Origin of the sequence: Acidovorax sp. A79 (genome assembly GCF_041154505.1) — a bacterium.
GTDB lineage: Bacteria > Pseudomonadota > Gammaproteobacteria > Burkholderiales > Burkholderiaceae_C > Acidovorax.
Genome location: NZ_AP028672.1, coordinates 5124710 through 5139182, shown reverse-complemented (window position 1 = coordinate 5139182; position 14473 = coordinate 5124710). Strand labels below are relative to the sequence as shown.

General features: G+C 58.7%; 11 protein-coding genes. 8 read left to right on the top strand and 3 right to left on the bottom strand.

Annotation, left to right across the window (positions count from 1 at the left end):
- The first annotated feature begins 289 nt into the window (after positions 1-289).
- The 3 genes from ACAM51_RS23705 (at position 290) to ACAM51_RS23695 (ending at position 4319) form a co-directional block, all read left to right on the top strand.
- The gene (locus tag ACAM51_RS23705) at positions 290-1984 is read left to right on the top strand and encodes a sigma-54-dependent Fis family transcriptional regulator (protein ID WP_274112406.1); all 1695 of its coding nucleotides are present in this window, start codon (positions 290-292) and stop codon (positions 1982-1984) included.
- A 26-nt stretch (positions 1985-2010) separates the two neighbouring features.
- Complete coding sequence (locus ACAM51_RS23700; RefSeq protein WP_369642062.1) at positions 2011-2778, top strand: GntR family transcriptional regulator; 768 nt, start codon at positions 2011-2013, stop codon at positions 2776-2778.
- Between the two features lie 542 nt (positions 2779-3320).
- The gene (locus ACAM51_RS23695; protein WP_369642061.1) at positions 3321-4319 is read left to right on the top strand and encodes a CBASS cGAMP-activated phospholipase; all 999 of its coding nucleotides are present in this window, start codon (positions 3321-3323) and stop codon (positions 4317-4319) included.
- Positions 4320-4342: 23 nt separating this feature from the next.
- On the opposite strand, the gene ACAM51_RS23690 is transcribed toward ACAM51_RS23695, so the two are convergent.
- Genes ACAM51_RS23690 through ACAM51_RS23680 form a run of 3 tightly spaced genes read right to left on the bottom strand, consistent with a single transcriptional unit; the run spans position 4343 to position 7619 of the window.
- Positions 4343-4759, bottom strand: coding sequence for a Mov34/MPN/PAD-1 family protein (locus ACAM51_RS23690; RefSeq protein ID WP_369642060.1), 417 nt, complete (start codon positions 4757-4759; stop codon positions 4343-4345).
- 53 nt (positions 4760-4812) lie between these two features.
- Positions 4813-6447: a ThiF family adenylyltransferase gene (locus ACAM51_RS23685; protein WP_369642059.1), complete on the bottom strand. Its 1635-nt coding sequence runs from the start codon at positions 6445-6447 to the stop codon at positions 4813-4815.
- Positions 6444-7619 carry a CBASS cGAMP synthase gene (locus tag ACAM51_RS23680; RefSeq protein ID WP_369642058.1) on the bottom strand — a complete coding sequence of 392 codons (1176 nt, stop codon included), beginning with the start codon at positions 7617-7619 and terminating at the stop codon, positions 6444-6446. Before ACAM51_RS23680 ends, ACAM51_RS23685 begins: the two co-directional genes overlap by 4 nt.
- A 942-nt stretch (positions 7620-8561) precedes the next feature.
- Between ACAM51_RS23680 and ACAM51_RS23675 the strand changes: the two genes are divergently transcribed.
- The 5 genes from ACAM51_RS23675 to ACAM51_RS23655 all read left to right on the top strand — a co-directional run bounded on the left by ACAM51_RS23675 (position 8562) and on the right by ACAM51_RS23655 (position 14469).
- On the top strand, positions 8562-8822 hold the full coding sequence (locus tag ACAM51_RS23675; RefSeq protein WP_369642057.1) for a hypothetical protein: 261 nt from the start codon (positions 8562-8564) through the stop codon (positions 8820-8822).
- 63 nt (positions 8823-8885) lie between these two features.
- Complete coding sequence (locus ACAM51_RS23670) at positions 8886-10139, top strand: DUF3825 domain-containing protein (protein WP_369642056.1); 1254 nt, start codon at positions 8886-8888, stop codon at positions 10137-10139.
- Positions 10136-11794 (top strand): NUDIX domain-containing protein, encoded by a 1659-nt coding sequence (locus ACAM51_RS23665; RefSeq protein ID WP_369642055.1) that lies wholly within the window; start codon positions 10136-10138, stop codon positions 11792-11794. The genes ACAM51_RS23670 and ACAM51_RS23665 overlap by 4 nt, the downstream gene beginning before the upstream one ends.
- Before the next feature lie 103 nt (positions 11795-11897).
- Positions 11898-12512, top strand: coding sequence for a YiiX/YebB-like N1pC/P60 family cysteine hydrolase (locus ACAM51_RS23660; protein WP_369642054.1), 615 nt, complete (start codon positions 11898-11900; stop codon positions 12510-12512).
- Between the two features lie 985 nt (positions 12513-13497).
- On the top strand, positions 13498-14469 hold the full coding sequence (locus tag ACAM51_RS23655) for a hypothetical protein (protein ID WP_369642053.1): 972 nt from the start codon (positions 13498-13500) through the stop codon (positions 14467-14469).
- Positions 14470-14473 lie beyond the last annotated feature (4 nt).

Sequence of the window (14473 nt, the reverse complement as noted above, 5' to 3'; positions counted from 1 at the left end):
GGTGATCTCCTGTGCGGCTTTGCATGCACCGTTTTGCACGGGCCGTGCCAACGCATGCCATCTATCGCAAAAATCTCGATAAATTCAGGGTTAGTCCCTACAAAACCCACTCCATCCGGCCCTGCTGGACCCCGTCGCCGCGTCTGCCCGAGTGGCGGTACATGCGATTGCTGCACAGCAGCATGATGTTTTGCTCACCACCGCTATCGGCCAATTGATGAAATGATGAAGAAGTGGCCAAGGGTCCGCCCTGATGGACACAGAAACCCTGTTTATCGATACTTTCCTTATGCCCGCGACCGCCCTGCCGCCCTTCCCCTCCGACGCGGACCTGCGCCGCTTGGTGCACTTTTCCCCCGTCGATGGCCGCATCTGGCTGGCGGACCAGCGCATGCTGCTGGTGCACGCGGCGGCCTTCCAGGCGCTGCGACGCGAATTGGTCGCCAGCCTGGGGGCGGTGCACACGCGCCGCCTGCTGATGCGCGCGGGGTATGCCTCCGGCGAGCGCGACGCGCTGCTGGCGCGCCAGGTGCGGCCGGGCGCGTCGCTGTTCGACACCTTTGCCGTGGGGCCACAGTTGCACATGCTGGAAGGCGCGGTGCGCGTGCAGCCGCAGGTGTTCGAGCTGGACGAGGCTGCAGACCACTTTCACGGCATCTTCCAGTGGGACCACAGCTGGGAGGCCGAGGTGCACCAGCGTGCCTGGGGCCCGCAGGACGAACCCGTGTGCTGGATGCTGCTGGGCTATGCCTCGGGCTATACCAGCGCGTTCTTTCGCCGCCCCACCCTGTTCAAGGAAGTGCAGTGCACGGCCTGCGGCCACGCGCATTGCCTGATCGAAGGCCGCTTCGTGCACGAGTGGCCCGACGGCGAACAGCTGGCGCGCGACTACGATCCCGACTCGATGCTCGTGCGCCTGGACGAGCTGCAGTCCCAGGTGGAGGCGCTGCGCACCCAGCTGCAGCCCGTGGACGACCAGGGACCTTTGCTGGGCCACTCACGCGCGTTCAACGACACGGTGGAGCTGCTGCGCAAGGCCGCCCCCACGCAGGTCACGGTGCTGCTGACCGGCGAAACGGGCGTGGGCAAGGAACGCTTTGCGCGCGCCCTGCACGCCATGGGACCGCGGGCCGACAAGCCCTTCGTGGCCGTGAACTGCGCGGCGCTGCCCGCCGAGCTGATCGAGAGCGAGCTGTTCGGAGCCGAGAAGGGCGCCTACACCGGCGCCACCGCCGCACGCGTGGGCCGCTTCGAGCGCGCGCACGGCGGCACGCTGTTGCTGGACGAACTGGGCGAGCTGCCTCTGCCCGCACAGGCTAAGCTGCTGCGGGTGCTGCAACAGGGCGAGGTAGAACGCCTGGGTGGCACGCAGCCGCGCAAGGTGGACGTGCGCGTGGTGGCCGCCACCAACGTGGATCTGGAAAAAGCCGTGGAGGAAGGGAGCTTTCGGCGCGACCTGCTGTACCGGCTGAACGTCTATCCCATCCGCATCCCGGCGCTGCGTGATCGAGTGGACGACATCGAGCTGCTGGCAATGCACCTGCTGCAGCGCTACGCCGCCATGCACGGCAAGCGCTTGGCGGGCTTCACCGACCTGGCCATGACCGCCATGCGCCAGCATGAATGGCCCGGCAACGTGCGCGAGCTGGAAAACCTCGTCGAGCGCGGCGTGATCCTGGCGCCGCAGGACGACCTGGTGGATGCCTCAATGCTGTTTCCTACGTCGGCCATACCCACAGCGCACACCGTGAACGCGGCCGGTGCGCTGGAGAGCGAGTCGCACACCCAGCAAAGCGCCAACTTGTACGACACGCTGCAGGCCAGCGGCCTGACGCTGGACGCGCTGGAAGACACCCTGATCCGCGAAGCCGTGGCGCGCGCGGGTGGCAACCTTGCGGCGGCGGCGCGCGCGCTGGGCCTGACCCGTCCACAGCTCAGCTACCGCCTGTCGCGCCTGCAGGAGCGTCGGCAAACGGCCCCGTAACGTAAACGCCACCACACCACATTGCCATGGCCAAACGCAGCTTTACCCCCCTGATCGCACTGCCGGGCGGGTACACAGCCGAGGGCGCCCCCCCCCCAGGGGACCCCTCGCGCACCCTCATTGAACACACCTACGCCACCCTGCGCGACGACATTGTCGAAGGGCGCCTCCCCCCCGGCGGCAAGCTGCGCATCGAGCACCTGCGCACGCAGTACCAGGTCGGCGCAGGCACGCTGCGCGAGGCTGTCACGCGGCTGGTGAGCGACGCCCTCGTGACAGTGGAAGGGCAGCGCGGCTTTCGTGTGGCGCCCATAGCGCTGGAGGAACTGCAGGACATCACCAGCCTGCGCATACACATCGAGATCGATGCGTTGCGCCAATCCATCCGCGGAGGCGACGCGCAGTGGCGCGCTGCGCTGGCCGAAGCCTTCACCGCACTGTCGGCCGAAGAGCAGCCCATCACGCCCCCGCGCCGACGGCAGTGGGAGGCGTTGAATGTGCGCTTTCATGAAGCACTGCTGTCAGGTCATGCCTCTCCCTGGACACTGCGTGTACTGCGCCTGCTATCGCGCCACAGCGAACGGTACCGCTTCTGCGCCATGGGGTTGCCTGGCAGCGTGCGAGACGTGCACATCGAGCATACCGAGATTTACGAGCTGGCCATGGCAGGCCAGGACGCGCGCGCGGCGCTCGCGCTGGAGGCGCACATCCGCGCCACGCCAGATTTGCTGATCAAGGCGCTCCGTGAAGGTCGAGCATTCTTGCCGGGTACCGTACAACTGATGCGGAACTGAGTACCCCCCAATAGCGCAACAAGATCGTCCCCTCGTATGACTGCAATGGCCGTAAGCTGCCGTTCGCCGGAACAGGAGCTAAGGGTCACAACCAGCCTGAAGCTGCCACGGCAGACGTCGGTTCTGCAGCGGTTGCGGCCTCTCGCGTGCAAGGTTCCAGTGGCAGCTATGGTGTCAGGAGCGGGCGCACGGTCATTGGCTCGTCACGGCGTTCAAATGCTCCTGTCTTTCAGGAATTCGGTGATCTAATCCAACCACCTTAGCCCTTCGGGAACCTACTTCATAACCACCGGCAGCGTTTGGCCCGACTCCGAGTCGGGCTCGCCATCAAGGCAATCTGGCCCGCGCAGTCGTTGGAATACAGGTCATAGCGTGACAGCTGATGTTGGACGGGTCCGTGGCGAACCATAAGCGGCGAAGCTTGTCTGCGGTAACCCTTGCCCCGCGCGGTAGTCCGGCCTTCATCTGCATTAGGACTGCCAACTTTGAGTTAGCATTTTCCGCCTCGAGCCGTGACAAACATACCAAACAGCGAGATGCCCATGCAGTGGACCCGTCAGCGACCGTTCCAAGCACTTGCCCTAACAGGTGGTGGCTACCGAGGCCTTTTCACCGCTCGAGCATTGCAAGAGATAGAGGACCATCTCGAAATGCCGATTGGCAGACGCTTTGACCTGACGTACGGCACTTCCATCGGCGGGATCATTGCCCTAGCCGTCGCGTTCGAGGTCCCGATGCGGAAAGTAGTAGAGACTTTCGTTTCACATGGGCAGGATATTTTTCCGCCCCATGAGCCTCCCCGCGGGGGATTGGCTAAAGGTTTGGACCTATATGCCCATCGCAACAAGCCGCGCTACCAAGCGGCTGTATTGCGGGACGTCATTTCAAAGCTACTCCCCGCCGACGCAACGCTCAACGACGCTCTTCATCCTTGTTGCGTCCCGGCCGTCAACGTCACCCAAGGCAGGCCGCAAGTGTTCAAGACTCGCCACCAGAAGCATTGGACGAGAGACTGGAAATTCAACGCAGTAGACGTTGGCGTAGCGACGGCAGCCGCGCCAACATTCTTTGAATTGGCCAAAGTTGGTGATGACCTCTATGCGGATGGTGGACTCTTCGCAAACGCGCCCGACCTGTTGGCGCTGCATGAGGCAGAGAACTATTTCAACGTCCGGCCAGGCGAAGGCGAATTTCGGCTGCTGAGCGTTGGCACTACTACCAAGAGCTACTCTGTCTCGTTTTCAGCGGGACAGCAGTTTGGCGTCATGGATTGGATGGACGATGCTAGGTTGTTCTCTGTGACCATCTCTGCCCAGCAACAACTCGTCGACCAGCTCATGAGACACAAGCTTCAGGCCAACTACGTTCGCTTGGATAAAGAGCCTTCCGATGCTCAGGCCTCGGACCTCGGGCTGGACATCGCTTCAGAGACCGCGCAAAAAACCTTGCTCGCACTCGCCGCTAAGGCAACATCAGACATCCTGGGCACCGACCTTCAGCCATTTCTGGCGCACGAGCCTCAAGTTGAATTGTTCCGATGATGTGTCGGCAATTCGTTTCGGAGCTACAAGTTCTCATGGGTAGCCGATAGCGGGCTGCGCTTTCCTCGTTTGTCCATCATCTCCACATGAAGGGCCTTACGACCGACGATGACAGAGAGAGTGGGACGCTCATCCTTTCTTGCTCGCGCGAGCTTCTGCCATTCTTCAAGGTCAAGGCCGGAAGGAGTCGGAAAATCTTGTGGATGCGTGTGCCAATCACCCAGATATCGAACGATTCCGCCGCTGGACCTCCAATGCCTTCTTGCGGCAGCGCGGTGCCCAAACGCCATGCGTTCAAAGAGGTATGCGGACTGCTTGTCGTGACGTGAAGGTTGCGTGGCTATCCGCACAAGCAGTCCATTGTCGTGCACGGTTCCGAGCAAGATGCCGCCGCTTTCTGGGCGGCCGCGCAACTGAACGTGAGCAGCGAAAATCTGCATAACCGCTGGGTCGAAGTGAAGCAGCAGGCTACCGTCCAAGTTTGACCAGTCGCTTAAGTGTCGCACACCGGACAGCCTTCTACTTTCAACGGAGTGCAGTCAGGGGTCATGAGTTCGCGACCTGGAACCAAAACTCGCGTTCGCAAAGTGGGGGCAGCAACACCATCGACCCAAGCTTGGACCATCTCCATACCCAGCGCGGCGGCTTGCAACGACACTGAAGCGGGAAATGGCACGTAAAGCCCTTCGCACCCTTGCCCTTTCAACAGCACCTCTGTCGGCTCTTTGAACACCTGCACCTGCCTGGCCAAGGGGAGCTTGCTGATACAACGCGTGCAGGCGTGATTCGCTTTGTCTTTCAAAAGCCCTCGAACAGCAAGTCCAGCACCCTCGACCCAGACAGTTAGTACGACAGCCTCTCGCAGGTATTTCCAAGTCACCCAATCGGATAAAGCTTGCTCACCTGTGGCGTCTATCACTAGAGACACCTTGCCCGGATTGACCCTCTTTATGTCATCGAATGCGCCTTCAATCCGCGCCCCTGGCGAGATGCGCGAAAGTTCTGTTCCTAGTGCGTGAACCTTGGGAAAAAAGACAGCATCCAGGCCCAGTCGATGACGGCCGATGTTCTGAGGGCCTAGTCTGTCTTTGTCAACCAAAACCAGCCGCCCGCCACCTGTCCCTGCGCCAGCCTTGACCAACATGTCCGCCAAGTACCCGCCAATCGTCCCACATCCGACGAGGAGAATTTCCATACCAATCAGCGTCTTCCCCGCCGGAAGATTCCTCTCCGCGATGTACTCGTTGTCGATGCGGTAGAGGAGCAGCGGAACAATCTTCTGACGATAAAGTTCAGCCCTAACCGGAACAGGCTTCTTTTTGCGCCGGACTAGCTGAGGAATAGTCGTCGAGAACCCGTAGGTGAGCTTCGGAGATTCGATGGTGAAGACCGCCTTTTTTGCTCCAACGCGAGTCATTGCCGTGAGGCTACGCTCGATGTCTTTAGCGCAATCCAGGTCAAGCGATTTCTGCCAATTCAGTAGCTCCCCGACAGTCTTTGGAGGCCAGTCTTGCTGATACGGAATCGGTCGACTTGCCGTCTTGGCTCGGTTCAAAAGAAGACCCGTCTTGAGCTCAAGCGAGGTACCTAGTGTCAACTTTATCTTGGCATCAGTTCGATCTTTATCGTCGGAAAGAACGTACCAGCTCCTTCCATTCTTCGACACCTCAAAAACGTACTCCCGCTTTCCGCTGTTCGGTTGTACGTCTGATAGGCAGAAGAGCTCTCCCCAGTGCGCATGAAACTCATCAGCAAGGTCTTCAACCATCTCGCCGCGCAAGATGGAGCTCAAAACCCGCTCTGCCCGAACTATGCAGCCGAGTATCTGGCCGATCGGGCTGAATGAGTCAAATGGGTGAGCACCATGTGCGATGTAGCAAAGATAGCCCGACGCGCTCAGATGTGGACGAAGCAACGGGAGACGCGCCTCCATATGGGTCAACCAGATGGTGGGTACATCATCTAATGCCTTTGGCACGAGCAGCCGACAAGGGTGTTCTTGCCCATTCGCCTTCAAAGTGCCGATGAACTCTAGCTCCGCTGACGACGGAAGGGGGCGAACGTAGTCAAACCCCTTGCGTTTGAGCGCTTCGGCGAGGTCCGGCAACTCAACGCCGGAATACCTCATCCGGCTCGAGTCCGGTCAGGAATCTCTTCAGGGCCCGCCATAGCTGGCGAGGACGCAATGGCGGCAGCGATGGATGCGGATGCCCCAGCGGCTGCGGCTGCAGCTGGTGTGACCTTGACCATGTCTGGGCGATCAGGAAAACGTCCTCCGACCATCTGCCGCATCCAAGTGCAGCCTTGCGAAGCATTGCCAGCTGCCAAAGTCGCCGAGAGGTTATTGCTGAACTCCTGGAACTTCTCGGCGGCTTCTTCCAGCAAGTCCTTTTCTTTGTTGGACCGACGGAGCCGTTCTGTGAAGCTCTCTGTGGGATTGACCGGATTCAACACACCTTGGCGAAGCCTCAAAGGCATTTGGCGAACAACATTAAGCAGAGCCTCGTCCTCCCGCCGCACCATGCGCTCGAAGAGCGGCGCAGCTGCCGCCATAAGCAGAATCGAGCTTGGGCCGCCCTCGTCCCAATTCCAGTCGCGCCAAGCTTTGAGATAACGAACCACGCGACGGAACTGTTCGCCCTTCACGCCGACCTGGTCGAGGAACCAATCTTTTATGGGACGAGGATCGGAGTGGAGCCAGCCGAGGTCGCGGTGCGCCAGCATCACCTTTTCCGTGGGTAACTTTTCCCACAGGTCTCTCTCTTGCTCTTCACTCAGCGCGTCTGAGAAATCTGCGGTCAGTGCAGCCTTCGCCAAAGTCTCAAACTCGTCGTCTGGGATGGCATAGAGCGGCAGGTCGAGGTGCGCTGTTGAACTGATCTCGATACGTATGCACGTAGGCTTCGTTGCTATTGGCCACCCGCGCTCTTTCGTAAGCGGTTCCAGCGCCTCAAGTACGACCTCGAAGAAAACATTCGCGGCCACTTTTGGCCGCTTTGTCATCGAGAGAAAGCCAATGGGCAGGTAGCAGCCATCGTCGATGTCCGCCTGCTGCGGCACCTGACTCGGACCATTCAAAGTCTTGTATGCCCAGGACCCTTGGGTGAAAAAGCGAGGCTCGGGAACCCCGTCGTAGCCTTTTTCCTTGTAGATACGTGGTACGTTGCGCTTGAGCGTGCGGCGGACTTCCGTTCTTGCCTCCCGAATGCTAGAACGCTCCCAGTCGGATAGGTTGAGGTTGGATAAGAAACAAGGCTGACCTTCTTCCTCGGTGTAGAACAGTGCACTCAGATTCAGCATTGCCAGACCTTTCTCGCCGGTACAGAAGCAAACCGTAGTGGGCGAACTTCGAACACTTGGATATCACAAGGGCCGAGAGCGATGAATATCCTCAGCCAAGCACAACCACTATAGCTAGCGCTTCGACCTCGAATTTCCGCCAAATATGGGGCTCCTACACAATGGTAATGTGAAAAAACACAGTAGTCAAAGGTCTTCTGAACGACATCTTTTTAAGCAGGCGCTCGCGTTCATTCCGATCTGAAAATGCACGCAAAGGGTCCTTGATGCACTGCCTCGCCACTACACGACAGGCAGGAGAGGCGGCACTAGCGGGGCACCAATCTAAAGTCTCTCGATAGCTGGGTGATGGCTCCGGGGGTTAGCTTTAGACCCGATGCAGCCCCCCTCCGACCGTCGTAATTGCTTCACTGTCAGCGACAGGTATGGGCGCATAGATGCTGTTGGAGGTATTTGTACCGAGCGTCGGCATCCAGCCTGAAGCTGCAACACCGAGGTCGGTTCTGCAGCGGTTGCCGACGATGGCCTTCGAGTGGCGAACTTACGCTGACGGTATACAAGCGGCTGCTGTGACTGGTGACCTCAGGCGGCGTGAAGGTCAGGTATGCGGGGTGCAGCGGCCGGAGACCCTTCGCGACGTCATCAGCACCTCGTCGCTGACTGCTTCTGTTCAGACCGATCTCACACTGTCGACCCATTGCGGACTTGAAGCAGGCGGAATTGACCGTCCACAAGCGGACCGTCAATCTTCAGCGGGCCAAGTTCAGCCTCGACCCAGAGGTCACATACGCCGTACTGATCTCGCTCGCCCTGAATCGGCAGGCGCAACCCTGATTAGGCAAACTCTCCCCCAGATCTCCTGTTGATTTTTGCCCACCCGCCAAATACTGACGACACCGGCATGACAGTCGTGCCGGCAAAAAACCCAGAAGGAGATTTGACATGTTCGACAAAGTTATTCCTGCCGGTATCGCGGGAGACAAACTCTCACGCACCATCACGGGCACTGACGAAGTCAGCGTCGGCCGCACCACTGTCGCCGTGGGCGCTGGCGGAATGCTGGGGGCCGCCGCAACTGGTGCTGTGACTATCGGTGCTGGAGCCCTCGGCGCCACGGCTCTCGCAACCGCCGCAGCTCCGATTGTGATCCCCGTCGCTTTGGCCTCTGCAGCGATAGCGGGTCTTTGCAGCCTGTTTGAGTGATCGCAGTCGCCCGGCGTGCGCCGCCGGGTGATGTATTGTTATGCAACTTATGTATCGAATAGCATGGAAAATCAATTCGACCCAAACCGCGCCAGCAACATGACTGATACCTTCGCAAACCTCGTTCCGCTTCTCAACGAGGCCTTTGACTTGGCTGCTCAAGACGAGGTTGCCCAACCGATGGATCTGGCCAGGCTTGGCTCATATCTACGCAAAGCCGACGATTCCTTCTCGCATCAACGCTACGGGGCCACGACGCTACGTCATCTGATTGAACAATTTCCTAACCATGTGCAGCTGGTCAAGGATGACGCAGTCTACCCACCACGGTTTTTTGCAAGTCGCCTCGACGGCAGCACCTCTGATAAGGCCCCAATTTCACGTACGCCACAAGAATTCCCGAGGACCATCACCAATGAGTCCACTGCTCTAACGAACGATCTGTACGACTTCGCCTACATTCACGACGAAAATTGGGAAAATCTGGCGGACTTAGCGCGCGCAGAAAACTGGGACGGCGACGACCAACTCTCTATCCTCACCAATTACCTAAAGTACACCTTCTCGCGCTTAGTTCACGAGAAAAAGATCGCCTTTGCTAAGCCCGATTCAGGGCCTTTGGCGTCATTCAACACGGGTTTGGTAGACCGCCGGTTCCGGCCCATCTACGCGCTGCTGGTTCCCAACAAGATCGTCAAGGTTCCCGGACGGCGACTCTGGTACTTGGAGGGCTTCTGCGTGGCTGGAGAAAATCGCCTGGGCAAACAGCTCGTCAACGCATTCAAGCCGCTGCCCGAATCGGCCTATTACTTTGACAACCCGGCGGACGCTGTCTTCGACGCCCGCGCGGAAGTCCATGTGGACTGGGAGCACGTGATAGAGGAAAACGTCGAGCGCATTCCCGTCAGGCTGCTCGAACGAACCACGCAGGGCTTCGAGGTGAAAGCGCTGGAAGGTCTATCGGAAGAGGGTGCCTTTGCCTACAAGCAGGCCTTTGCCGCCTACATTAGGAATGACGACTTCGCCTACCGAATGCTGATCCAGGCATTCGAGGGCGCCCTGGCCCTGGCCAGCAAGAAGGCGCTGTGGAACTATAAGACGGCGATTCCCGTTTATCACCCGGCCCGCAACAGCATGAGCATGCTGCTACCACTGTCGCTACTGTCTGCCGATACCGTCGATCTTGCTCTGGTCGTCGAACGCCAACCTCTCTCCGGTAACTACCAGGGGCACACCATCTACCCAATCCACTGGGCGTACAAAAACGCGCGCCTCATTGCCAGGCCAGAGAGCGACTGGCTGATCCCGACGGTATGAAGGCGCTGTTGGAAATCTCGCTACAGGCGCTGCCTCTGCACGCTGAAGAAGGCACGCAGCGCGAATCGATGCTGGAGGCCACTCTGGTGGCGCGCTTGGCCGCAGCCGAAGGCAGCACTCCGGAAACAGCCGCACTGCTTGCCGCGCTGCTGCGCCGCATCTTGCAGGCGCTGGCTTTGCTTGACCCTGTAGAACTGTCAGCCGGTCGCTGGGCATTTGTCTCATTCCCGGCCTCCCTGCTTGGCCGAAGCCTGCTCGAAACCCTAAGAACCCCCGGGCAGTCTTTCTTACCGGCCGACTATTGGGAGGAGGGCGACCACCGTCCACTGGCGCTCAAGGAGGAGCAACGCCGCCTGCTGCAGTGCCTTGAGAACGAACGCGTACTAACCAACCCGGTTGCACGTCCGATCCGGGTTGTGCATGTGGCCTGGGCCGTGATCCGCGTGCAGGACCGTTTCCTGCTGTGCCGCCGCGAGGACATCGCACGGCCCGGCGAGAAGACCCATGTGCTGCCAGGTGGCCGACTTAATGTCAACGACCTGCCGAACGATACCCGTGCGGAACCGGATGTGTTGCGCCAGCTATTGAACCCTCAAGCATCTTCCGCTCGTGACAACCTGCATGCCACACTTGTGCGCGAACTACGTGAGGAACTGGAGCTACTGCCAGACACCCACTACTCGGCTGAACCTCTGCAAGACCTGAAACCCTATCGGCGTGTCAGCGGGGCAGGTAACCGCCATGTCTACACGGAATACAGTTTCCGCCTCTTTGCTATCCGGCTCACACCAGCAGGCGATACTCGACTGCTGGAACAGGAGCTAGCAGGTGCGCTGCGGCCTACTTGGTTCACCGCGGACGAGATTGCCGCGCAGCAGCGGGCTAACGGTGATGCTGCATACGTGGATGCCTTGCATGCCGCCTGGGGCTCCGAGTTGCGCCAGCAATTGCTGGCATTTCCGCAATCCATTGACGCGACCCCAGGCCTTGGGGCCGCCGAGCCGCTCGATCTACCGGCCTCGCCTACATCAGGCATCAACTTTGGAAAGCCCGGAAAGGAGCGGCGATGCCCCGTTTCGTTAGGCGAGACGGCGTGGTACTTGCTGCTGCTGCTAGGAGGGCACGCCAAGGGGTGGAAAATCAGCGATGCGCAGGGTCTTGCGGTGCTCGGACGTGGCTGGATGAAGATTGCCAACGAGCAGCTGCTAGCCTTGGCGATCGAGCTTCAGGAGGTTCTGAGCAAGCATTTCCCAGGCTTGCTTGAAATCCGGGAAGCGGCCTATGTCCGCCTCAATGCCCACCCCGACGCCTTGCTGTTTGCACCCGAATGGTTCGGGTATGACATTCAGGGAAGTTCCAGCTCTGGCGGGCACATCACTGTGCGTAGAGTTCCCGTGGATACGCCATTGGGCCGCCTTGAAGGGGACTATATCGAGCGCACTCTCAATGCAAATGCCATCCGTATCCTGCGCGAACTCGAACGTGGCGATGAACCATCGGTAGCCGACGGCATCCGAGCTGCGGACTGGGAGAAGAACCTGCGCGAGCAGTTGCTCAGCGAACTCAGACGTATCGGCCTTCGGCGGCTCTGGACCACTCGGCAGGGCACCTCTACCCTAGTCGAAGGTATTCGTCGCATCAAGCTAGCACGCTGAAGCGTTAGCACCATCAAGGTCCGCTTGTAGACCAATTAGCCCGCCCGAAAGGCGCCTACCATGGCCGACCGGCCAAATCAGACATTCAAACGGGGAGCAAATGATGGCGTTGGAGTTGGAAATTGCAGACGTTCGGGCTGGCGACGTATTGTTATGCTTTTCAAACATGACTGCGGAAGAGGAACTGGCCAATGGGACGGGCTACTCGCACACGGCGATTGCCCTAACCGGGCAGAGAGCGCTTGAGGCATCCAACATGGGCGTTCGCGTCATCTCGCTGGCGAGTCTCCTTGACGACTACGATCACATTGCTGTGCTTCGGAATACTGAACTTTGGGACCAGTCTAGGTTGCAGTCGCTGGAGGACTTTGCTGCCCAAGTCTCTGGCAAGAAATTCAATTACTTGGGCTTGAAGAAGTTTCCCGAACGAAAGGAACAGTACCAAGCTGACCTCATGGAGCGAGTTGAAGGTTACTTTGAGGGCACAGAGCCTGAAGTCACCAGCGCGCGTGGCGTTTACTTTTGCTCCGAGCTCACCACGTCCGCCTTCATTCATGTCGGAATAATCGAGAAGTCAGCAGCGGTGGTATTCACGCCGGAAACTTTTTCACCGAGCGACATCGCCATGGACAAGGTTTTTGGATTCTTCTGCGGCTACGTGAGATCACATCCTGGGTACGTCGTTCCAGATGCAGACTACTTCAAGAGCAGCGTTTAGTTCAACGCTCGGCATCGGCCAAATATGCCAAGCGACTGCTTCTGGACGACCTGAATGACTGCCTTGGGTCAATAGCACCACTTCAACAAATGCAAAGCGGCCATTCGGAATGGGTCATACGCCGGTGACAGCTTTGAGCATTGAAGCAGACCTCCGTGGAAGCTTTGGCGCAATGACTGCTTTGGGAGGCAGCAGTCATTGGCTATGTTGAGTTGACCGACTGCAACCAGCCTAAAGCAGCCCACCGCACCTCCTCTGCCCATGTTTGCCGTCGGCGCTGAGTGCATGGCGGGGGCACCCCTGCCGACCAATACTGTTTACTTCTGATTGAGCAGTGCCACTACCTTGCACTTGCTAACCCCATAACCGATGCCGTCATCGCCCCTCCGTCCAGAATGGCAGCGATCTTTCGATACAAGAAAAATTGCTTCATGATCTATTCGATCCAGCCCTCTGCCTATGCGATCTTCCCTCCAATTGCGCGGGAATGCTCCAGATCCATCGACAGCCGTGATCTATAGAGGTCCAATGGAGCCCGAGCGAACGGGTACATCGGCACGACGTTTGTGACCGCTTGTGTAGCGCAGATCACTTTCCGGCCAGGAGACTTTCTTTTTCAGACCTGCTATCCTTAGTGCAGCCAAGTACAAACATGGGCAAAAGAGTTGGAGCAGTCACGATTGCATTACAGCTGCGATGTGGCTCCGTCATCTGCCATGTGTCCACTAGGAAAATGGACCGGGTGACCTCAAGACGAAACTGGCCTCGACGCCAAGAATGCAAATTTGAGGTTGGAATTGCGACAAGCTTCGTAGCTCCATTGAACATACAGCACTAACTACTACGGCAGCCCGGGGCTTCGTAGCTAAGAAATTGGTGCACGCCCTGCTCGAGTAGGCTGCTTACGCCAACCTCGACGCTGGTTGAACCCAGGGACGCTGTCGTCACTCGCTGGGAGTCTCCAGCAATCACATCCGAGCAATCCTTGGGAATGCTCAAGAGTCCGACGGCATTCGTGCCATCGGATTTGCATGATCGCTGGTCGCCTGCGCAAGCAGACATAGACATCAACCGAATTCATTACCTCACCATGAGTGCAGACGCCAACCAAAAACCTCCTTTCGACCTCAAAGTCGTTCAAGCCGCAATGGCGCTTACCAGCCCTCCTCCCGCACTGCTCCCAACATTGGGGGCAATTTGGGACGAGGCTGTTGAACAGTTGAAGCGCACAGAAGAAAAACACGCGCCCCGACTGCAAAAAGTCTGGGGCGATAAAAGCCCGACAGAAAAAGATTTTTCTGTGCTGAAACGTGCTGCGCTGGCAAAGAGCAAAGAATCGCTGAACCTTGACGCCTATCAGGTTCTCGAATACGCATACTTCCGCGCATTGGCACTTGTCCAGCGGATCCATGATGCCTTCTACGACTTGCATCCACCGAACGCCCCACTGCACAACGAGGAACCCGATGAGGCCTTGATGAAACGCCTGCTTACCGCAGACAACCTCAAGGAAAAAGCCTTCCTGGACCGGGTTGTCTCACCATTCTTCGCCCTGCAGCTGGAGGCAGCCTTTCTGCGAAAGCATCTCGAAATACCCAAAGGTGTTCCCTTGGCACTAGCAGTCCGCCAAGACCGTGGCTCCAAGGGTGGTCGGGGCGCGAACCGTGGCATGGAAGCCGTGCAGGAAGTGGTCATTCGATGCCTCGAGTCAGCATGCAAAGGGAAGATGTACCAAAGCCCAACCGCCTTGGGCCACGCCTACCCAGCAGAGATAGAGACGGTCCTTGCCACACACAGACAGGAGTTGCATGAGCGTCAGAAGCGGGGAGAGAAAGTCCCATCGAGCTACGCCTTCGGCATAACTGCGGAAGGCGTCATCCGAAACCTCCCCCGCTGGGCGAAAGAAAACCCTCTATTCGGTGAGCGACTGGCCAAGCTGTGCAAGCTGAAGGCTTGAGCGG